Annotated in this window: 17 protein-coding genes; 5 read left to right on the forward strand and 12 right to left on the reverse strand. The window is 62.3% G+C overall.

Features of this window, described 5'->3' with window-relative positions; all coding sequences use genetic code 11:
* Nucleotides 1–14 precede the first annotated feature (14 nt).
* From obgE to QP828_RS01700, 4 genes are all read right to left on the reverse strand, one after another.
* The gene (obgE, locus tag QP828_RS01685; RefSeq protein ID WP_016442900.1) at nt 15–1,550 is read right to left on the reverse strand and encodes a GTPase ObgE; all 1,536 of its coding nucleotides are present in this window, start codon (nt 1,548–1,550) and stop codon (nt 15–17) included.
* Nucleotides 1,551–1,730: 180 nt separating this feature from the next.
* Nucleotides 1,731–1,985 (reverse strand): 50S ribosomal protein L27, encoded by a 255-nt coding sequence (gene rpmA, locus QP828_RS01690; RefSeq protein WP_016442901.1) that lies wholly within the window; start codon nt 1,983–1,985, stop codon nt 1,731–1,733.
* Between the two features lie 48 nt (nt 1,986–2,033).
* Nucleotides 2,034–2,339, reverse strand: coding sequence for a 50S ribosomal protein L21 (gene rplU, locus QP828_RS01695; RefSeq protein WP_016442902.1), 306 nt, complete (start codon nt 2,337–2,339; stop codon nt 2,034–2,036).
* A 190-nt stretch (nt 2,340–2,529) separates the two neighbouring features.
* Nucleotides 2,530–4,995, reverse strand: a complete 2,466-nt coding sequence (locus QP828_RS01700) for an Rne/Rng family ribonuclease (RefSeq protein ID WP_016442903.1) — start codon at nt 4,993–4,995, stop codon at nt 2,530–2,532.
* 498 nt (nt 4,996–5,493) lie between these two features.
* Between QP828_RS01700 and QP828_RS01705 the strand changes: the two genes are divergently transcribed.
* The 5 genes from QP828_RS01705 (at nt 5,494) to QP828_RS01725 (ending at nt 13,548) form a co-directional block, all read left to right on the forward strand.
* Complete coding sequence (locus QP828_RS01705; protein ID WP_039899041.1) at nt 5,494–6,999, forward strand: cytochrome ubiquinol oxidase subunit I; 1,506 nt, start codon at nt 5,494–5,496, stop codon at nt 6,997–6,999.
* A 9-nt stretch (nt 7,000–7,008) separates the two neighbouring features.
* Nucleotides 7,009–8,136 (forward strand): cytochrome d ubiquinol oxidase subunit II, encoded by a 1,128-nt coding sequence (gene cydB, locus QP828_RS01710; RefSeq protein WP_016442905.1) that lies wholly within the window; start codon nt 7,009–7,011, stop codon nt 8,134–8,136.
* Between the two features lie 203 nt (nt 8,137–8,339).
* On the forward strand, nt 8,340–10,100 hold the full coding sequence (gene cydD / locus QP828_RS01715) for a thiol reductant ABC exporter subunit CydD (protein WP_016442906.1): 1,761 nt from the start codon (nt 8,340–8,342) through the stop codon (nt 10,098–10,100).
* Complete coding sequence (gene cydC / locus QP828_RS01720) at nt 10,097–11,857, forward strand: thiol reductant ABC exporter subunit CydC (protein WP_016442907.1); 1,761 nt, start codon at nt 10,097–10,099, stop codon at nt 11,855–11,857. Before cydD ends, cydC begins: the two co-directional genes overlap by 4 nt.
* 2 nt (nt 11,858–11,859) lie before the next feature.
* Entirely contained in the window at nt 11,860–13,548 is a 1,689-nt protein-coding gene (locus tag QP828_RS01725; RefSeq protein ID WP_274733777.1) for a GAF domain-containing sensor histidine kinase, read from the forward strand.
* Between the two features lie 34 nt (nt 13,549–13,582).
* Here QP828_RS01725 and QP828_RS01730 read toward each other — a convergent pair whose 3' ends face one another.
* The 8 genes from QP828_RS01730 to QP828_RS01765 form a co-directional block, all read right to left on the reverse strand.
* The gene (locus QP828_RS01730) at nt 13,583–14,200 is read right to left on the reverse strand and encodes a response regulator (protein ID WP_039899046.1); all 618 of its coding nucleotides are present in this window, start codon (nt 14,198–14,200) and stop codon (nt 13,583–13,585) included.
* Nucleotides 14,201–14,276: 76 nt separating this feature from the next.
* Nucleotides 14,277–15,158 carry a bifunctional DNA-formamidopyrimidine glycosylase/DNA-(apurinic or apyrimidinic site) lyase gene (mutM, locus tag QP828_RS01735; protein ID WP_274755662.1) on the reverse strand — a complete coding sequence of 294 codons (882 nt, stop codon included), beginning with the start codon at nt 15,156–15,158 and terminating at the stop codon, nt 14,277–14,279.
* Nucleotides 15,159–15,164: 6 nt separating this feature from the next.
* Nucleotides 15,165–15,956 carry a ribonuclease III gene (gene rnc / locus QP828_RS01740; RefSeq protein ID WP_126134547.1) on the reverse strand — a complete coding sequence of 264 codons (792 nt, stop codon included), beginning with the start codon at nt 15,954–15,956 and terminating at the stop codon, nt 15,165–15,167.
* A 2-nt stretch (nt 15,957–15,958) separates the two neighbouring features.
* The gene (locus tag QP828_RS01745; RefSeq protein WP_126134548.1) at nt 15,959–16,519 is read right to left on the reverse strand and encodes a YceD family protein; all 561 of its coding nucleotides are present in this window, start codon (nt 16,517–16,519) and stop codon (nt 15,959–15,961) included.
* Nucleotides 16,519–17,112: a F0F1 ATP synthase subunit B family protein gene (locus QP828_RS01750; RefSeq protein WP_016442913.1), complete on the reverse strand. Its 594-nt coding sequence runs from the start codon at nt 17,110–17,112 to the stop codon at nt 16,519–16,521. The genes QP828_RS01745 and QP828_RS01750 overlap by 1 nt, the downstream gene beginning before the upstream one ends.
* The gene (coaD, locus tag QP828_RS01755; RefSeq protein WP_126134549.1) at nt 17,109–17,582 is read right to left on the reverse strand and encodes a pantetheine-phosphate adenylyltransferase; all 474 of its coding nucleotides are present in this window, start codon (nt 17,580–17,582) and stop codon (nt 17,109–17,111) included. The genes QP828_RS01750 and coaD overlap by 4 nt, the downstream gene beginning before the upstream one ends.
* Before the next feature lie 48 nt (nt 17,583–17,630).
* Nucleotides 17,631–18,188, reverse strand: a complete 558-nt coding sequence (rsmD, locus tag QP828_RS01760; protein WP_274778239.1) for a 16S rRNA (guanine(966)-N(2))-methyltransferase RsmD — start codon at nt 18,186–18,188, stop codon at nt 17,631–17,633.
* A gap of 3 nt (nt 18,189–18,191) precedes the next feature.
* Nucleotides 18,192–20,405 carry an ATP-dependent DNA helicase RecG gene (locus tag QP828_RS01765; protein ID WP_274733784.1) on the reverse strand — a complete coding sequence of 738 codons (2,214 nt, stop codon included), beginning with the start codon at nt 20,403–20,405 and terminating at the stop codon, nt 18,192–18,194.
* Between the last annotated feature and the right edge of the window lie 301 nt (nt 20,406–20,706).

Raw genomic sequence — 20,706 nt, forward strand, 5'->3', positions numbered from 1 at the left:
CACCGCAGGATAGTTTAGTCCCCTTCCGGGGTCCCTGCCTGCGGATCCGTCCATATGCCGGCCTCCCGTTCGGAACGCAATTCCTGCCGGGCTTCCTCTTTGGCATCCATGCGCTCGTAAAAATCGGCGCGCTTTTCGCGGCGGGTGGGGCGCGAGCGCTCGGCTTCCACCCGGATATCGCGCCCGCGCGGCCCGTAAATTTCAGCGACGGCGGCAACGGTTGGTTCCCAATCGAAAACGAAACCGGTCTGCGGCGGGCCAATGACCACCATATCGCCTGGCACCGCACCCAAACGAGCCAGCTCGTCCTCGATGCCCAGCCGGTGAAGCCGCTCCCCCAGGTACCCGACCGCCTCATCATTGGCGAAGTCCGTTTGCCCCACCCAGCGTTCGGGCTGGCGCCCGCGCACATTCCAGAACTCCTGCATGCCGTCGCGCCGCTTGACGATAGTGAAACGATCATCGCGTTCCCGCGTCAGATGTAGCACCGGGCGCACCGGTTCAGCAACCTCGCGATTCGCCTTTTCTTCGCGCACCACCCGGGCCAGGTAGAAGGAGAGCTCACGCAGCCCTTCGTGGCTGGCGGTGGAGACAGAAAAAACATCGAGGCCGCGGTCGCGCAACTCCGGGGTCACAAATTCGGCAAGTTCCCGCGCATCCGGGACATCAATTTTATTGAGAATCACCACGCGGGGGCGTTCGGTGAGAGGAAGCTGGCCTTCGGTGGGCGGGATATTGGCCGCGTAGCGGGCCAGTTCGTATTCGAGGGTATCCAGGTCCGTGAGCGGATCCCGCCCCGGCTCTAGCGTGGCGCAGTCGATGACGTGCGCAATAACAGCGCAGCGCTCAATATGACGTAAAAACTCCAGCCCGAGCCCGCGCCCTTCCGAAGCCCCGGGAATGAGGCCGGGAACATCGGCAATGGTGTAGCGCTCCTCGCCAGCGGTCACCACACCGAGGTTCGGAACAAGAGTGGTGAACGGATAATCGGCAATTTTCGGGCGAGCAGCGGACATAGCCGCGATGAGAGAGGATTTCCCGGCGGAGGGGAAGCCCACCAGGGCAACATCAGCCACCGATTTCAATTCGAGAACAACATCGAGTTCTTCGCCGGCTTCCCCGAGTAGAGCGAAACCGGGTGCCTTGCGGCGCGGAGAAGCGAGGGCCGCATTTCCGAGTCCGCCTACTCCCCCGCGTGCTACCTCGAAAGAATCCCCGGGGCTCACGAGATCCGCAAGCACGTCGCCCTCGCTGTTTTTCACGACCGTCCCCGCCGGAACCTTGAGCACCAGATCCGCGCCGTTCTTGCCCCGCTGGTTATCACCGGCTCCGGGCTGGCCGTTTTCCGCGCTACGGTGCGGGGTGTGGTGGTAGTCCATGAGGGTAGATTCTTGGGAATCCACCTCAAAAATGATGGAACCCCCATGGCCGCCATTGGCGCCGTCGGGCCCCCCGAGAGGCTTGTACTTTTCCCGACGCACCGAAACGCATCCATTTCCACCGTTGCCGGCGCGCAAGTGCAAGGTCACCTTATCGACGAACGAGGCCACGTATGCCCTCCCCTTTTTCTGTAGTGCTGACGCGTCACCGCGGCGGCTTAACCGCCGCGAGTAGATGGACGTCTGCGTAGCCGGTACTCGCGCACCGAGCCCGCGTTAACGAATGACGGGGTGGAGGTTCAATCCCCCACCCCTCATCATAGGTGCGTGCGGCGCTCGGGCCGCTCCGCCTTAAGCCTGGGTCACGACGTCGACAACCTTGCGGTCGCGACGGGTACCGAACTGGACCGTTCCGGCTGCGGTAGCGAACAGGGTATCATCCTTGCCGCGCCCGACGTTATTACCCGGATGGAACTTCGTGCCACGCTGGCGAACGAGAATTTCACCGGCGGATACTACCTGACCGCCGTACCGCTTCACCCCGAGGCGCTGGGCATTGGAGTCGCGCCCGTTGCGCGAGGAAGAGGCGCCCTTCTTATGTGCCATCTGTCTACCTTCTTACTATCTCAAAACTAGCTGCTGACGCGGCAGATCCTATTGGATGCCGGTGACCTTGAGGCGGGTCAGGGGCTGACGATGCCCCTGGCGCTTCCGGTAACCCGTCTTGTTCTTGAACTTGATGATGGAGATCTTCGGTCCCTTTTCATCGCGCACAATTTCCGCGGTAACCTTCGCCGAAATGCCATCGGCAGCCGTGGTGATCTTATCCCCGTCAACGAGCATGATGGGTTCGAGTTCGACGGTATCGCCGACTTCACCTTCCATCCTGTCAACAACCACGACGGTTCCGACAGAAACCTTTTCCTGACGGCCCCCGGCCTTGACGATCGCGTACACCACGTTTGCTCCTGTTGATTACGGCTACTTTTCGCGCTGGACAGCGCACTTAAACGACTGAGTGCCTAAGCACCGACCATCTACTTTACTGTGTCGACCCGCTTTCTTACAAGTGAGACAGCGCATGAGACCGGCCGTGTCGCTATGGGATGCGCCACGTACCTCCCGGTTGTAGCGCTGTGCCCGCTCCGAACTACCCTTGGGAATTGGCCGGGAAACTCAGAACCCCCGCCCCGTTTCCGGTGGAAATGGGACCCGATGAGACCACGGCGCGCCGCTTGGTGCCCCCGCTGGTTCCGTTAGCTGCCTCACGCGATCCGGTATGGATAGCGGACGACGGCGACACCGTCTTTGCGTGGGAACTAGCAGAAACGGCCGTGTGCGTCGGGCTCACCACGCCGGAGGAAACCACCATGCCAGTCTTCCGCGCGGTGCCTGTGCCCGCGGTGCTACTTCCGGCGCGTACGGTGCCCGTGGCTGCGGCCGCGGCGCGTTCCTGCCCCGCGGTAGTACCCTTCGTGTCCTTCGTTCCGGTGCCCGAAGTATCTGCGGCCGCCGGTGCGGTTCGCGAGCTACGACGACGCCGGGTAGCCGGCTTTTCCGACTTCTCCTGCTTATCACCCTTCGCGGCTTTCGCGACTTTCGCGGGCTTGTCCAGTTTTTCAGATTTCGCCGGTTTCGGGGTTTCCGCGGGCTTCTCAACCGTTTCCAGCTTCGGGGCCTCTGAATCCTGGGGCTTATCTTTATCCTGGCCATCCTTCTGCTGGGAGTCGGCATGGCCCGCAGCGGCGATGGAATTCATCATTTGAACAGCCGCCTCGCGCTGCGGCGCCGAAGCCTCCCGCCGATTCTTACGCTTGCGGGGCGCGTGGGATTCTTCGTTTTCCTCTACCGGGTGGTCGTGAATGATGTAGCCGCGCCCTTCGCAGGCTTCACAGACGGTCGAGAATGCCTCCACGAGTCCCTGCCCCACGCGCTTACGGGTCATCTGCACCAGACCGAGGGAGGTTACTTCCGCTACCTGGTGGCGGGTGCGATCCCGCCCCAAACACTCGATAAGCCTGCGCAGCACAAGGTCACGGTTGGATTCCAGGACCATATCGATAAAGTCGATAACCACGATCCCGCCGATATCGCGCAGCCGCAATTGCCGCACGATTTCTTCGGCCGCTTCCAGATTATTACGGGTCACCGTTTCTTCGAGCGAGCCGCCCGATCCGGTGAATTTCCCGGTATTGACGTCCACCACCGTCATGGCTTCGGTACGGTCAATAACGAGAGTACCCCCCGAGGGTAGCCACACCTTGCGATCAAAAGCCTTGGCGAGCTGTTCTTCCACGCGGTAGGCCTCGAAGATATCGCGCGAATCATCCCAGCGGCTCACCCGGTCCATCAGTTCGGGAGATAGTTCTTCCACGTAAGTGGAGATCGTCTCCCAGGCATCATCACCCTGCACGCGCAGAGAGTCGAAATCTTCGTTAAAGATATCGCGCACCACTCGTACAGCCAGTTCCGGTTCGCTCTTGAGGACCTGCGGCGCAGTTTTCGCGACCTTGGCCTTGCGCTGGATTTCCTTCCAGCTCTTGGTCAGGCGCTCCACGTCATTCTTGAGTTGCTCCGCGGTAGCACCTTCGGCGGCGGTGCGCACAATAACGCCATGATCCTCCGGCACAATTTCTTTAAGAAGCTTCTTGAGGCGCGAACGTTCCGAATCGGGAAGCTTACGCGAAATGCCGGTCATATCCCCGCCGGGAACAAGGACCAGGTGGCGCCCGGCGAGGGTGACCTGGCTGGTGAGCCGCGCACCCTTATGGCCAATAGGATCCTTGGTGACCTGCACCAGCACCGTATCCCCGGACTTGAGCGCCTGCTCAATCCGGCGATTCTTTCCCGTAACCCCGGCAGCCTTCCAATCCACTTCCCCGGCGTACAGGACCGCGTTGCGCCCCTTACCGATATCCACAAAAGCGGCTTCCATCGAGGGCAGCACATTTTGCACCCGCCCTAGGTACACATTGCCGACCATGGAAATCTGAGTATGGCGCGCCACGTAGTGTTCCACGAGTACATCATCTTCGAGCACCGCGATCTGGTTGAGACCGTCACGTTCACGCACGATCATGTCGCGCTTCACCGACTCGCGCCGAGCCAGGTATTCCACTTCCGTAATGGAGCCGCGCCGGCGTGCCGATCCCTCGCGATTCTCGCGGCGCCGAGCCCGCTTGGCAGCCAAGCGAGTGGAGCCCTTGGGCGCTGCCACTTCATCGTCGGACGAAAGGCTACGACGGCGCCTCCGGATGGGCGCTACCGAAGTTTCATCCGTTTCCGCGTGGTCGCTTTCTTCAGGGGCGGCGTCGTCGTTCTGGGAACCTCGCGGCGCGCGAGCGGAAGAATCATGCTCGCCGCGTTCGCGCCGCCGGGTGCGCCGGGAGGAACTATCGCCAGAATCGGAATCTGCGCCGCTGGAGGAATCGTCATCAACGAGGTAGGTGACCCGGATAGCATTGGCGGCGTCGGGTTCCTGGAAGAGTGGAATATCCGTATTAATACGGAAGCGTGGAATTTCCACCGCCTCTTCTTCAGGTACCGGAATGAAAAACGGACTCGCCGCAGCCGCACTCACGGTGCCGTGCTCCGACGCGGTGGCTTCTTTCGCCATTCGTCTACACTTCCCGACAGGCGCGCACCCCGTATCCCGTGCGGACCTATCACCATTGCGGCCGACGCCGCGCAAGCATATTCACGTTCGAGGGCATATCCGGCGCTCATCATCTGCCGGCCAGGTTCTTCACAGCCTCGAACCACCGGGGCGATACGGTAGCGCCCGGTACACTGATACCGATTCTACATGAGGAGTACTGGACTGGCGCTGGGAGGTTCCCGAAATCTCCGCAACGCCGAGCGCCTGCCGGGGCCTGCAATCACCACCACACAGACCCGCCCGGGACTTTCGTCCCTATTTTTTGAGAGGTGTCGCTAACCTGTGTGCCAGATGGCACATGAGCGCCGGGCCGGACAAAAGTCCCTCGTGTTCGATACCTCTTATTGCCGCGCGGATGAGTAGGATCGAGGGTGAAAAATTTTGATCGCGCTGCTACGGGACCACCGCGGCGATCCACGCGCGATCACACGTGTTACACATCGGAAAGGTGAAAAGGTGGATCCGATCACCCTTGCGCGATGGCAGTTCGGTATTACAACCGTCTACCACTGGCTTCAGGTGCCCCTGACCATTGGTCTGTCTGTCATCGTGGCGTATATGCAAACTAAGGCCCGCAAAACGGGCGATCCGAAGTGGCAGCGGATCACCGATTTCTTCGGCAAGATCCTGCTCATCAACTTCGCGCTCGGCGTTGCCACCGGTATCGTGCAGGAATTCCAGTTCGGTTTGAACTGGTCGGAGTACTCGCGTTTCGTCGGTGACATCTTCGGTGCCCCGCTCGCTTTCGAGGCCCTCCTGGCGTTCTTCCTGGAGTCCACGTTCCTCGGATTGTGGATCTTCGGCAAGGGCCGTCTCTCCCCCAAGATGCACAACCTGACCATCTGGCTCTTCTCCATGGGTACCGTGATTTCCGCGGCGTGGATTTTGGCGGCCAACTCCTTCATGCAAGATCCGCACGGCGCGGTCTTCAACCCGGAAACCGGGCGCGCGGAGCTGGACGGCATGGCAGGCTTCCTTGGTCTCTTCGCCAATACCACCTGGGTGCTCACCTTCCTCCACACCTTAGGCGCTGCGTTTACGCTGGCCGGCGTACTGGTGGCCGGCTTCGCTTTCTGGTGGATGGCACGCTCTATTCGCCTCTCCGGCAACGAAGTCGAAGCGCGCGAATACTGGAAACCCACCGCTAAGCTCGGCCTCAAGGTCACCCTGGTCGCCGCGATTATTGCCGCCCTGTCCGGTCACTACATGGGTCAGCACCTCGGCGTCATCCAGCCCCCCAAGGCCGCGGCCATGATGGGCGTGTGCCAGGGCGAAGAAAACGCCAAGCTTTCCCTTGTTATGTGGGGTAATAGCTGCGAGGATGCTACCTCGATCTACGTTCCGATTCCCGGCCTGGAATCCTTCATGATGACCAACCACTGGTCCGGTCCTGATTCGCGCCTGGAATCCATTAGCGAAGCCAATGAGCGCGTGCGTGACCGCATCCACCAGATGGAGAACGTCAACGCGGAGCTCGTGGAGAAGTTCGATACCGCTTTCGAAAACCAGCAGGTCACTCCGAACGTTCTGGCCTCCTACTACTCCTTCCGCGTCATGGTGGGAGTGGGGATGCTGGATCTCCTCATCGCGGTCCTCGGACTGTGGGTGCTGCGCGGGGATCGCATTATGCGCTCGGAACGCTGGGGCAAGTTCTGGCTGTGGATGATCCCGCTGCAATTCGTGGCGAATTCCGCGGGCTGGATCCTCACCGAAATCGGGCGCCAGCCGTGGATCGTTTACCCGACTCAAATTGATGGCGTCCTACTCATGACGGACCTGGGTGTTTCCCATTCCGTCAACGGTGGCAGCGTCGCCTTCTCCCTGACCATCTTCACGGTGCTCTACTCGGCACTCGGCGTGGTGTGGATCTGGCTTCTGGGCCGCTACCTGCGCGAGGGTATCAATACCCACAAGAAGGTCGTCGAATACGATGCGAAATCTACCCCGAATTTCGTTTACTAGGAGGACCTCATGGAACAAACATTTTTGATGACTCTGTGGTTCATCCTCGTAGCGGTCCTGTGGATTGGTTTCCTGGCCCTGGAGGGCTTCGGCTACGGCGTTGGGATGTTCCTCAAAACCTTTGCGCGTAACGAACGCGAACGTCGCGCCATGATCAATTCGATCGGCCCCCACTGGGACGGCAACGAAGTGTGGCTGCTCACCGCGGGTGGTGCTACTTTCGCGGCGTTCCCAGAATGGTACGCCACCATGTTCTCGGGCATGTACATCGCCCTCGTCCTCGTGCTCGTCTGCCTTATTATCCGCATCTGCGCCCTCGAATGGCGCAAGATGATCCGCACCGAGCGCTGGCGTAATACCTGGGACACCCTGCACTGCATCGTGTCGTGGATCGTATCGATCCTCTTCGGGGTGGCTTTCGCCAACCTCGTGGCCGGGATGAAAATCGAGGTGGGCAACTACTCCTCCGGTGAGTTCGTGGCCGTGGCGCCCGATGCGGTGACGTGGGAAGCCCTCGCGGATAACCACCATTACCTGACCGGCGGGTTCTTCTCGCTGCTCACGCCTTTCACCGTCCTGGGCGGGTTGGTCACCCTCTCGCTCTTCTTCAGCCACGGCGCGCTGTGGCTCTCGATTAAGACGGCCGGTGAACTCCAGCTGCGTTCCATTAACTTGGCGAAGCGCACCACCGTGATCTCCACCGCGATTACCGCGGTTTGGGCTCTGTGGGCCTACTTCGTGTACAGCTCGCAAGTCCTGGCGATTATCCCGCTGGCTATCTGCGCGGTGCTCCTTATCGCCACCGTGGCAGCCACGTGGGCTAACCGGGAGATTCTCGCCTTCGGGCTGCACTTCGCGGCCATTGCCGCGGCGGTGTCCACCATCTTTGCGATGATGGTTCCCTATGTCATGAAATCGTCGATCAACGAGGCTTACTCCCTCACGATCGCGCAAGCCTCGGCCACCGCGCCAACGCAAACCATCATGACCATCGCGGCACTTATTTTCGTTCCGATCGTCCTCGGTTACACGGTGTGGGCATACTCCGTGTTCCGCAAGCGCATTGACGCCGGGCAAATTCCCGAGGAACCCGTGGGATTGGAACCGAAGAAGATCCGCGAGTTCGAGATTCGCTAAGTAGCACGTGAGATCAGGAGGCCGCGCGCACGCACCGTGCGCGCGGCCTCCCTCATACGGCAGCCTCCCATCCGCACTCTCGGATCCTGGGGCCCTGAAGTATGACGTGACTCCACTACGGGGTGGTGGTACGCGGTTAAACGCGGTGCTCCCGTGTCATACTCAGGGACGGGCTACCATGACAGCAGTGTGCAAGGAGAAGAATGAAGCCCGTTGATTCTCGACTTATGAAATTTGCGCCCACGGCGCGTCGCTACGTTGCCTTGCTCGGTGGTGTTGGTTTTCTGGAAACAGCCCTCGTGCTAGCGCAATGTTTCTTTATTGCCGCCTCCGTTGCGCCGGTCGCAGACGGCGATCTCACCTTCCGTGACATCGGCTGGCCGGTATTCGGGGTCGCAGCGGCCTTTACTGCCCGCAGCATTCTTATCTATATTCGCGAGTCCTACGGCCACCGCGCCGCGCTGCGCACCATCGCTAATCTGCGCGCCCGGGTGCTACGCCGGGCCGGCGACCTGGGTGATCGCTGGCTCGCCGCAGGGAACACCTCCACCACGGTCACCCTGGTCACCTCCGGGCTGGATGACTTGGAACCCTATTTCGTCAAATTCCTCCCCCAGCTCATTCTCACCTGCACCGTCACCCCTTTCGCCCTCGTTGTTATCCTGTTCCTTGATTGGGTGAGTGCTATCGCCATCGTGGCCTGTATCCCGCTCATCCCTATTTTCATGATCCTTATCGGGCGGATGACCCAGGCATTCTCCAATGAGCGGCTCGCCTCCATGCAGCGCCTGGGCCAGCAGCTCCTCGACCTTTTGGGCGGTCTGAGCACCCTCAAAGCACTCGGGCGCGAAGAAGGGCCGGCCCGCCGCGTCAAGCACCTCGGGGATGACTACGCCAAGAAAACACTCCAAACCCTGTACATCGCTTTCCTCTCCGGCGCGGTGCTGGAATTCCTCGCCACGCTATCCACCGCCCTCGTCGCGGTCGAGGTGGGCCTGCGCATGGTGGCCGGAAATGTCTCCCTTTTCACCGGCTTGACGATTATTATGCTGACCCCGGAAGTGTTCAAACCCCTGCGGGAAGTGGGCACCCAATTCCATGCCTCCTCCAACGGAGTGGCCGCCTCCGCCCAGGTCTTTGACCTACTTGAGCAGCCCCTCCCGGTGGAAGACGGCACGGTTGAGTGCCCTGATCTAGCCAGCTCCCCTATCGTGATCCGCGATCTCTCGGTTCTTGCGCCGGGCCGCGATACCATCGCGCCCGCGCAGCTGAACGCGGAGATTCTTCCCGGGCGCGTCACGGCATTGCGGGGGGCTTCCGGTTCCGGAAAAACGACGACGGCGAATGTGCTCCTCCGCTTCATTACCCCCGATAGCGGAACCGTGCATATCAGCACCACCCCGCTCGAAAATATCCGCCAAGAAAGCTTGTGGAAGCAGGTGTCCTGGGTTTCCCAACGCCCGGTGATCGTGCCGGGAACCGTGGCGGAAAATATTGGGGTTGCCCCGGGCCCAGCCCTGGAACGGGCCGCGGCCCTCGCCGGTTTTGACGAAGTCATCGCAGAACTTCCCGAAGGCTGGAATACCTTTATCGGTCAGGGCGGCGTGGGCCTCTCCGTGGGTCAGCGGCAGCGCCTTGCCCTCACTCGCGCCCTGGTTTCCGAGCGCCCCCTCGTGCTCCTCGACGAGCCTTCCGCGCACCTGGATGCGCGCAGCGAACGGCGCGTCGTCGAATCCGTTGCGCATCTACGGGCGCAGGGACGCACCGTTATCGTTATCGCGCACCGCACCGCGCTCCTCGACCTTGCCGATGCGGTTATTGATGTCGTATCGACGACGGCGCAGCCAGCTGCCACATCTTCCGGCACCGCGCGGTCGGTCCCGGAACCCGCCGCCACTCCATCGGCGCCCGCGCCTTCCGTCCCCGCGCCCGCCAACTCCCAGACAACCGAGGTGACCAAGTGAGTACTTTCCCTCAAGATGAACGCCGTGCTCTCCTCCGTGCCTTGCGCCTCCTGCGCGTGGATAAGGGCGGATTCTGGGGTTCCGTTGCGGCGGGTGCTGCCGGACTGAGCAGTTCGGTGGCCCTGGCAGCTGTCTCCGCCTGGCTTATTACCCGGGCTTCCCAAATGCCGCCGGTCCTCGCCCTCGGCGTGGCCACCACCTCGGTGCGTTTCTTCGGGGTGTCCAAAGCACTGCTGCGCTACGTCAATCGAATTTTCTCGCACCGGGTCACCCTCTACGGAATGTCTAATTTGCGTACCGCCGTCTACGCGACGCTGGCTGATTCCCCTACCGACGTAGTGACCTCGGTGCGCCGCGGTGACTTGCTCGCCCGCACCGGACGCGATGTCGATTCGGTCGGTGACGTCGTCGTTAAAGCGGTCCAGCCCGGAGCTGTTGCCGGTATTGTCTGCCTCGTCTCCTGCCTCATCGTGGGGATTCTATGCCCACCCATCGGCCTGCTGCTGGCCGGCTGCCTCCTTATTTCCGGGATTCTTGCGCCCTATCTGGCCATGCGCGGGGGGCGTATCGCCGAAGAAGCGCAGGTGCGTGACGAAACCGAGATTTCCGCAACCGCGCTGACCATGCTTGATTCGGCCGCCGAGCTGCGGGTAGCCGGGCGAGTGGACGCCATGGAAGAGGTGCAGGAAGCCACCGAACAGCGGATCTTCCGGCACCGTGATGCCGCGGCCCGCCCCCAGGCCCTCGCTATCGCCCTGGATACCCTTGCTATGGGTATCGCCGTGGTGGGTGCGATTCTTATCGGGAGCCGGGCCCTGGATGCCGGCACGCTTTCCGCCACCGCGCTGGCGGTCTGCGTCCTCACCCCGCTCGCCGCTTTCGAAGCCACTCAAGGCCTGGGAGAGGCAGCCATCCAACTGGTACGTTCCGCCAAGGCTGCCCAGCGTATCCTCGAGCTCCTCGACCGCGCCCAGCGCAGTGAGGAACCGGAAGCCCCGGCACCGCGGCACGAGCGTGGCTTGCATGCTACCGACCTCATTATTGGGTGGCCGGGTGGGCCGGACGTGGCCGGGCCTTTTGAGCTGCACGTAGAACGCGGCTCCTCCGTTGCCATCGTGGGACATTCGGGGATTGGGAAATCCACCCTGCTTTATACCCTGGCGGGAATGCTGCGCCCGCATGCCGGCTCGGTCCGCCTGGACGGACACGAAGTCTCCACCCTGGATCGGCGCACCGTCTCCCGCACCCTCACCCTCACGGCGGAAGACGCCCACGTTTTTGAAACCACCGTGCTAGAGAACCTGCGGGTGGCGCGCCCCTCGGTCACCGAAAGAGAGGCCGTGGAACTGCTGGTACGCGCGGGCCTGGGCACCTGGCTCACCCAGCTCCCGCGCGGGGTTCATACTCTGCTGGGAGAAGATGCCGCCACGATCTCGGGTGGAGAACGACGGCGCCTGCTCCTTGCCCGGGCGCTAGCCTCCGATGCGGAATTCCTACTCTTGGATGAACCCGGCGAGCACCTCGACCCGGAAACCGCCGATGAGCTTATCCGCGATTTGCTTCGGGCCGGTAAGAATAGCGCCGATCCGCGTACTATTATCTTGGTGACGCACCGGCTCACGCCCCTTGATGCCGCCGACGAGGTTATTGTGATAACCCGTGCCGACGGTGGTATCGCCCACGTGAGCGCGCGCGGCACCCACGAGGAGCTCACCGAAAGGCTCGCCTCGTACGCATGGGCGGCGAAACAGGAATAAGGATGCTGGATACCACAACGGTTATTTTCAATGCGCTCGCGTTGACCGCGCGCCTGGATCGCACCCAGGTGCTCGAAAATTTGGCCGGCGCCGGATTGAAATTAACCGGGGCGTCTAGCGCCGCCGTTCTCATGTTCAATTCGGCGGAAAAGGTGACAAGCATCGTCACCCTGGGCCAGCCACTCCCCGCAGCTGCCAGCCTCACCCCCACCAGCCTGGATCGTGATCTTGAATCCCTGGGCACCGAAGATACCATCATGTGGGATCGTGCCGAGGCAGTCAGTGCCGTGCATGATGCAAGCGGCATCACCCCGGAACCTGCCGCGGGAAGCACTCCCCTGACCGCTGCCAGCCACCGGGATGGACTCTACGGCCCGGGTATCACAAATTTCCTCACCTCACGCCTCATGACCGGGAATCGGGTGCTCGCCCGAGTCATCTTCTTCAATAAACCCGGATCTTTCAGCGAAGCAGATATCAACCTCATCGCGCTTTTGGCGCGCGCCGCTACCATCGCCGTCGAAAATGCACGCCTGTACGAGGAATCGAATTCCCGTGCGCAATGGCTCTCCGCCTCGCGGCGCATCACTATTGCGCTGCTGCAAGGAAGCGATGAAGAGGAAGCGCTCCAGCTCATCGCCACCGAAATGCGGCGGGTTGCGGATGCCGATTTGGCCCTTATTATTCTCCCCTCGGTGGCTGATACCTGGGCCTGTGAATTTGTGGCGGGCGAGGTCGGGCAGGACCTGGTGGGCACCACGTTCGGGCGGGATTCCCGGGCGCGGGCGGTGGCCCAAAGCGGGCTCGGCCGCATTATTGATACAAGCACCGCGCCACCTTCCCCCAATAATCCACTCGGCCGTTTCGGCCCGCTTCTTTACGCGCCGATGGCCGGCGGGGATACCGCGCGCGGCGTTATCATTCTGGCTCGGGTGCGCGGGCGAGCAGAATTCGACATGGTCGATTTGACGATGGCGGAAAGCGTGGCGAATCAAGCAGCCCTCGCTCTGGAGCTGGCCGACGCGCGCTACGTACAAGCCCAATCTGCGCAGCTGGAAGAACGCTCCCGTATTTCGCGCGATCTGCACGATTTCGCGATCCAGCAGCTCTTCGCTTCCGGGATGCGCCTGTCCGCGCTGCGTGATGATCTGGCAACCGAGGATGCGGTGGCCGATAACGTGCTCGACACCCTCGATAACGCCATCGAATCTATTGACGAATCCGTGGCGCAGATCCGCCAGATTATTTACTCGCTGCGCGGCCCCGATACCTCGGTTCCGGTGGTTTCACGCCTGCGCCGTGAAGTTAGTTCCGTGACGGCGCAGCTCGGTTTCACCCCGAGCCTACGTATTAGCGTGCGGGGCGAAGATATTGATAGCGGTACCCACACCGAAATTGATGACGCTATCGGCTCTGATATTAGCGACGATGTTATCGCCGTGGTACGCGAATGCCTCTCCAATGCGGTGCGCCACGCCCACGCCCATACCATCACCGTCACGGTTACCGTTACCGAGCGCGATATTAGCGTGGAAGTTGCCGATGATGGCGTGGGCATTGGTGAATTGAGCCGGCGGTCAGGCCTTTCTAATCTTGCGGCTCGGGCCCGGCGCCACCACGGTACTTTCTCCATTGCACCGGGCAGTCAGAGCGGTACGGTGGTGCGCTGGCGGGCCCTCATCGACGGCTAGGCAGGTACCTGACTCATCGGGTAAAAAGGTGTGCCTACTGGTTGCGCCACCCGGTGGCGCGCTGGCCGGCCACCCACGCGGCAACCTGGGTGCGCCGCTGCAGGCCCATCTTGGACAGCAGCGAAGTGATGTGGTTCTTCACCGTCTTTTCCGCAACCCCGAGCTGCTCACCGATTTCCCGATTGGACAGCCCATCCCCGATCAACTCAAGAACATTGCGTTCCGAGGGGGTGAGATCCGCGGTGGGATCATCGTGATCAGCGCGCCGCCGTGAGACCGTGCGCTCATCAAGAAGAACACGCCCTTCGGCCACGGCCTTGATATTGTCCGAAATTTCCGCCCCGCGCACCGACTTCAAGAGGTAAGCTTTCGCGCCGGCATTGAGGGATTCGGAAAGGGCGTCGTCGTCATCAAAGGAGGTGAGGACGATGCACTTGGTATCCGGGCTGACCTCCTGGAACTGATTAATAATATCGATTCCGGTGCCGTCCGGAAGCCGCAGGTCTACCAGCGCAACATCAGGGAGCACCAGACCGCCGCGCCGCACCGCTTCTTCTACGCATCCGGCTTCGGCAACCACCTCGAGGCCCTCAGAACGGTCAACCACCTCAATGATTCCCCGCCGTACCACTTCATGATCATCAATAATCATGACGCGAATATTTTGTGCCACGCGCCGGCCCTCCTTTGTTTGCATCGCCATCATCGGTCAATAATCCGCCCTTATTCTACCCAATCGGAGCGACTTGACATACCGGGCACAGCGTGGTGGAACGTCCCCCGAGGATAATTTTCTGCAACGGGGTTCCGCAGCGCGCGCAGGGCTGCCCGGCCCGCCCGTAGGCCTGCAAGGACCGCTCAAAATATCCGCTCTCCCCGTTGACATGCACGTAGAGCCGGTCAAAGGATGTTCCGCCGGCGGCCAGCGCGGCGTTGAGTACCGCGCGCCCGGCGTTCAGCAGCTCGCGCGCTGCCGTGGCCGTGAGCGCCGTGGCTTCCGGGTGGATACGCGCCCGGTAAAGCATTTCATCGGCGTAAATATTGCCGATGCCGGAAATTATCTCCTGGTCGAGGAGCACCCGTTTCATCGCGCGCCGCGTGGTGGTGAGAACGCCCAGCAGCGCCGTTTCATTTAGATAAGGATCGAGCAGGTCGCGGGCAATATGAGCCACGGGCACGGGTACGACGGCGCGCTTAGATCCCGCTCCGCCCGGCCCGCCATCAGCGGTGGGCCGGAAAGCGACCGGTGCCAGGTAGCCGAAAGTACGCTGGTCCACGAAATCGAGAACACGGCCGTTATCAAGTTTGAATCGGGCCCGCAGGTGGCGCCGTTCCCCGCCGGTATCGCTGTTCCCGCTCGGTTCATCTACCCGAAACTGCCCGGACATGCCCAGGTGGGCGAGGAGGGCGAGGTCCTCCCCCACATCGCACCACAGGAATTTCCCGCGCCGTACCACCGCCCGCACGGTGCGCCCCTCCACGGCTTCTAGGCCCTGCGGGGCTCGGCGGGTCACGCGGGTGCCGAACGCTTGCGCGGTGAGGATGCGCCGGCCCGTGAGGTGTTCGGCGAGCCCGCGCCGGATTGATTCAACTTCGGGAAGTTCGGGCACGCCGACCTACTCAGCCGCGCCGGGCGTGGCAGATGCACCCGCGCCGGGAGCTGCGCCGTCGTTCCCACCTGCGCCGTTGTTCCCATTGCCCCCAGCAGCCGGCTTCGCCTCACCCTTCTCAATCAGATCCGCGAGAATCCGGTAGGACGCTTCGGCGGCGGCGTGGCGCGCGTTCTTCTGCGAGCTTCCTTCGCCGCTCCCCCATTCGCGCCCGGCCATCGATGCCACCGCGGTGAAAACCCGCGCGTGGTCGGGACCGGTGGAGCTCAACTCGAACTCCATGGTGCCCTCCCAGCCCAGGCCGTGCGCGAGCTCTTCGAAACTCGTTTGCCAATCGAGGTTCGGGCCCAGCACCGAGGCATCTTTAATCTTGGAATCGAGGAGCCGGTCCACGATCTCGCGGGTGGGTTCCATTCCGTGTTCCAGATAAGTTGCGGCAATCAGGGCTTCCACCGTATCGGAGAGGATGGAATCCTTGTTACGCCCACCCGAGCGGTCCTCACCGCGCCCCAGGCGCAGGGAATCACCCAGGTTGATCCGCCGCGCCACATCGGCCAAGGCTTTCTCAGAAACCGCATAGGTTTTCATCTGCGACATATCGCCTTCGGAAGCATCGGGGTATTCCCGAAATACTTTCTCCGCGATGATGAGACCCAGGATGGAATCGCCTAGGAATTCCAGGCGTTCGTTATGGGGTTCGTCGTGTTCGAAAGCGAAACTGCGATGCGTGAGGGCGCGGCGCAGCAAGGGCCGGGGCAGGTCGATTCCCCACTGTTCCACTAATTCACGATAGGCCATGCTTACTCCTGTGCCCGCAGCTGGGCTTCCAGCGCGTCCAGGGCGTCCGAGTGCAGGGCGGGTGCCTCGTGATGGTGCCCCGCAGGCAAATCTTCCAGGCGCTCCCCGCATCCGGCGCACAGGCCCTGGCAGGTGGGTGAACACAGGGGTTGGAAGGGCAGGTTGAGCACAATGGCATCGCGGAGCACCGGTTCCAGATCCACGTGGTCATCTTCAATGACGGGGTGTTCTTCTGCGTCCTCATCCCCTTCGGCAATGAGTTCGGCACGCCGCTGCGGGTAGTAGGCCAGATCGGATACTTCCTGGGTGCGTTCTTCGTGGATATCGCGCAGGCAGCGTGAGCACTGGCCCTCCACGGTGAAATGCACCTGCCCGCCAATATAGACGCCTTCGGATACCGAGGTGAGGTTAAGATCCACGTCAAGTTCGGATCCGGTTGGGACGGCCATGAGCTCGATACCCATATCCGCGGGCGCCGCGAAGCTTTCCCGCACCGGCATAAGGGAGCCGTCGCTACGCGGTAAATCGTGCAGCGAGACAACAAAAGGACTACGAAGGTCCACTATTCCTCCTCGGAATGATCAAAAACAGCGTCGGTGGTTTCTTGGCGGCTGGCAAGGACTTCCCGGCCCGCGTAAATCTGGGCAAGGGCCGCATCCATTTTTTCGTGCGCGGCCCGCACGGCCTCTTCAAGCGCAGCCGCGACCCCGTTCACCTGGCCTTCCAAATTAGCGAGGGTGGAATCGGAGTAGTGGTTGGCACCTTCGCGCAGCCGTTCGGCCTTCTGCTTGGCTTCGTCCTCGATCCGCGCGGCGGTGGAGCGCGCCGCAATGGTGATGGCGTCATTGGAGACGAGCCGGCTGGCCTGGGCGCGTGCTTCCGCCACAATATTTTCTGCATCCTGGCGGGCCGAGGCAATAATGCTCGCGGCTTCCTGGCGCCCGGAGGCGCGCACCGAATCAATATCGGCCAGCACGTCGTCGGCGCGAAGCACCTGATCGGGCACCGCATCGCGGGCCAACTGGAGCAGGTCGCGCACCTCGGACTGGTTGATCATCACCGAGGCGGACATAGGGATGGAACGTGCATTATCCACCAGGGCGAGGAGCTCATCGAGGATCTCCACCACCGATTCCCCGCGCGTATCGTGAGTCATTGCATCTCCTCTTCCAAAGCCCGCGCCACCCGCGCGGGAACGAAACTCCGCACGTCACCTTTGTGCCGTGCCACATCTTTAACCAGCGAGGAGGCAATATGGCCTTTCGCCGGATCCCCCACCAGGAACACCGTTTCGATTCCCGATATTTCCCGGTTCATGAGCGCCATGGGGTATTCCGCATCCAGATCCACCGCGGAGCGCAATCCTTTGACGATGGCATCCGCCCTGATATCTCGGCAAAAATCCACCAGCAGCCCGCCGAAATCCTCCACCCGCACATTGGTCATGTGGCGCACTTCTTCGCGAATGAACTCCACGCGTTGCCGCGGTGAAAAAAGCGGATTTTTCGAAGAGTTATGCGCGACCAGAATAACAACCTCGTCAAAGAGGGAAGCGGCGCGGGCAAAAACGTCGAGATGTCCAAACGTGACGGGATCGAAGGACCCGGGGCAGACTGCAAGCGTCATAGTTATAGCCTAATCTTTCCTGAGGCGCTCGGCCTAGTCGACGCGCGATTACAGCGTGCTCTCGCTGCGCTGCGCCGTCCACAACGTCGCGGTTCCGTACCGGCGCGAATCATCCAGTTCCCATCCTTGCGGCCAGCTGGGTTCCGGTGAGGAGCTATCGCGTTCCACAACGACGACGGCGTCCGCGGCTACATGCGGGGTGAGGCCGTCGAGCACTTTCGTAATCTGTTCTTCGGTGTAGCGATAGGGCGGGTCCACGAAGACGACGTCGAAACGATAATTAGGTTCCTGGGAGAGGTACTTTTCCGCTTTCATCCGCACCACGGCCACATCGAGGTGGGCGCGGGCGGCGTTGTCGCGAATAATGCTGACCGCAGGCCCTTCTGATTCCACCAGAACGACGGCGCGTGCCCCGCGGCTTTTCGCTTCCAAGCCCAGGGCACCGGAACCGGCAAAAAGATCGAGCACTTCGCCATCGACGATAAAACCGCGGTGGTCCAGCCGGGAAAATACTGCTTCACGCGCTTTTTCCGAGGTGGGGCGCGTTCCCGAACTCGGCACCCGCAGAATATGCCCCTTGGCGGTTCCGGCAACAATACGTGTCATTGCTTATCCCCTTTCCAGGTAGGTGGCTCGCTCGGTATCCAATGCGTCCGCGGCGCGCTCCAATTCCGCGCTCACCGCACCGCGTTCCACGAGGTCGGTGGCAACGGCGCGCGCGGTAGCGATAATATCAGCGTCGCGCACCGCGGAGAGGAAACGCAGGTGGGAGGTGGTTCCCGCCTGCCGAGTCCCCAGCACATCTCCTTCGGAACGCAGCTCTACATCTTTCTCCGCCAGAGCGAAGCCATCCGTGGTGGCGGCGAAAGCCGCGAGGCGCTCGGCGGCCAGGCTCCCTTCCGGGGCTCCACTAACCGCGAGGCACAGTCCCGCTTTGCTGCCGCGCCCGATGCGTCCGCGCAACTGGTGCAGCTGGGAAAGCCCGAAACGTTCAGCATTCATAATGATCATCATGGTGGCTTCCGGAACATCCACCCCCACTTCGATAACGGTGGTGGAGACGAGCACCGGGACCCGCCCGGCCGCGAAATCTGCCATAGCGGCATCTTTTTCAGCCGCGCTCAACCGCCCGTGCATCTCTCCCACCGCGATTCCCGCGAATTGTGGAAGGGCGCGCAGGCGTTCAGCCAGGTCAGTTACCGTGGCCAGCGTATGTTCCGCGCCCGAATCCTGCGCGGGCGGGCTTGCGTCGTCGTCCTCACTAATACGGGGAGCGAGCACGTATACACGCCCGCCACCCGCTATTTCTTCCCGGGCCCGCCACCACATGCGCGCGATCCAGCTCGCGCGGTTTTCCGGAACGACGACGGTACCCACGCCGGCGCGCCCACCGGGCAGTTCACGCAAGGTAGACACGGCCATATCTCCGAAAACCGTCATGGCGACGGTGCGCGGGATAGGGGTGGCGGTCATCACGAGGGTGTGCACGCCACGCGCGAGGCTATCGCGCTGATCCACCCCGAAGCGGTGCTGTTCATCCACCACCGCCAGACCGAGGAAAGGAATCTGGACGGTATCCGAGAGCAGCGCGTGGGTACCGATAATAATGCCGGCTTCTCCCGAGGCGATCCGGGCCAGGGTAGCGCGACGTTCGGTGGCGGTGAGTGAACCGGTGAGGAGCTCCACCCGGGTGGATTGTTCGGCAGCACCCAGCATCCCGCCCGCGCCCAGATCCCCGAGCAGGTCGCGCACGCTGCGGGCGTGCTGGGCGGCCAGCACTTCGGTGGGGGCCAGGAGTGCGGCCTGGCCTCCCCCGTCGACCACCTGGAGCATGGCGCGCAGGGCCACCACGGTTTTCCCGCTCCCCACGTCTCCTTGGAGGAGGCGCTGCATCGGGGTGGTGCCCGCCAGATCGGCGGCGATTTCTTCGCCGACCGCGCGCTGCCCCGCGGTGAGCTCAAAGGGCAGGCGGGAGTCGAAAGCGTCCAGGATGCCTCCGCGGCGCTGCGGGTAGGCGGTGGTGGGATGTGCGGCGCGGGCGGCGCGGCGCCGGGCCAGGACGGTGTGGAGCACGAGGGCTTCTTCGTGCCGGAAGGGCAGGTGGGCGAGCGCTGCGCTGATGGGTTCCTCAGGGCAATGGGCGCGGCGTAGGGCCGCGAGCCGGGAGGGCAGGCCGTGGGCGTGCCGGTAGTCTGCGGGGAGCAAATCAGGAACATCCGCGCTGGTCAGCCCGGTAAGAACAGTGCTGACGGCCCGTTCTATTTTCCAGGAGGGCAGCGCGGCGCTGGCGTGATAGATGGGGATGGGCCGGCGCAGGCGCTCCACGTCAACGCTCCCTTCATCCTCTACCAGATCGTAATCGGGGTGGGTGAGTTGCAGCGTGCCACGGTAGGAACTCACCGTGCCGGAAAATGTGGCGACCGTGCCGGGGTGCAGGCGCCGTTCGTGGTAGGCCAATACCCGCTGTGACTTCGCAAAAAAGGTGAGGCCGAGTTCGCGGGCGCCGTCGGTCATCAGAACGGAGAGGATAAAGCCGCGCCGCGCGCGCATGGGCCGTAATTCTGCATTCACCACCCGGCCGATCACGGTGACGTCCTCGCCTTCGCGCACCTGTTCAATGGGCAGGAGTTCACCGCGCCGGGCGTAACGAAAAGGAAGGTGGTAGAGCAGCTCCCCCACCGTGTGCAGGCCGAGCCGCGCGAAAGAGGTGGCGCTGCGTTTGCCGAGGGCACGTTCCAGTGGCACGCTCAACGCGGTCCAGCCATCCGATACCACGGCCGGGGTACCGCCTCGCGTATGTGCCGCCGCCTGCGCGCTGTCCATACCATTCACATTAACACCCGCGCCATATTTTCCCTAACGGCGCCCTGTCCCGCGCGGTACGCTGTTTCTCACTGCTCACGGTGGTGCCGGTGGTGCGCACCCGCAACGTTACGGCCCTGCATTATTGTTGATGGCGACGACGCCGCCCCCGCTACACGTGCCCTACGCCACGGAGGGAGCCTTTGGCAAGTAAGCCGCTTACCGCTATACTAGTGGAGTTGTAATTTTCCTATGCGCTCAGGTGTATCTACCGAACAGCGGCAGGTGCGCGAGCGGATCCATGATCAACCGAAGGAGAACA

The organism is Actinotignum sanguinis (assembly GCF_030230305.1).
Taxonomy (GTDB): Bacteria; Actinomycetota; Actinomycetes; order Actinomycetales; family Actinomycetaceae; genus Actinotignum; species Actinotignum sanguinis.

Excerpts from the sequence above, each read along its gene's own strand:
- rpmA (WP_016442901.1), bottom strand. The coding sequence starts at position 1,985 with ATGGCACATAAGAAGGGCGCCTCTTCCTCGCGCAACGGGCGCGACTCC.
- QP828_RS01700 (WP_016442903.1), bottom strand. The coding sequence starts at position 4,995 with ATGGCGAAAGAAGCCACCGCGTCGGAGCACGGCACCGTGAGTGCGGCT.
- cydB (WP_016442905.1), top strand. The coding sequence starts at position 7,009 with ATGGAACAAACATTTTTGATGACTCTGTGGTTCATCCTCGTAGCGGTC.
- cydD (WP_016442906.1), top strand. The coding sequence starts at position 8,340 with ATGAAGCCCGTTGATTCTCGACTTATGAAATTTGCGCCCACGGCGCGT.
- QP828_RS01725 (WP_274733777.1), top strand. The coding sequence starts at position 11,860 with ATGCTGGATACCACAACGGTTATTTTCAATGCGCTCGCGTTGACCGCG.
- QP828_RS01730 (WP_039899046.1), bottom strand. The coding sequence starts at position 14,200 with ATGATTATTGATGATCATGAAGTGGTACGGCGGGGAATCATTGAGGTG.
- rnc (WP_126134547.1), bottom strand. The coding sequence starts at position 15,956 with ATGGCCTATCGTGAATTAGTGGAACAGTGGGGAATCGACCTGCCCCGG.
- QP828_RS01750 (WP_016442913.1), bottom strand. The coding sequence starts at position 17,112 with ATGACTCACGATACGCGCGGGGAATCGGTGGTGGAGATCCTCGATGAG.
- coaD (WP_126134549.1), bottom strand. The coding sequence starts at position 17,582 with ATGACGCTTGCAGTCTGCCCCGGGTCCTTCGATCCCGTCACGTTTGGA.
- rsmD (WP_274778239.1), bottom strand. The coding sequence starts at position 18,188 with ATGACACGTATTGTTGCCGGAACCGCCAAGGGGCATATTCTGCGGGTG.
- QP828_RS01765 (WP_274733784.1), bottom strand. The coding sequence starts at position 20,405 with ATGGACAGCGCGCAGGCGGCGGCACATACGCGAGGCGGTACCCCGGCC.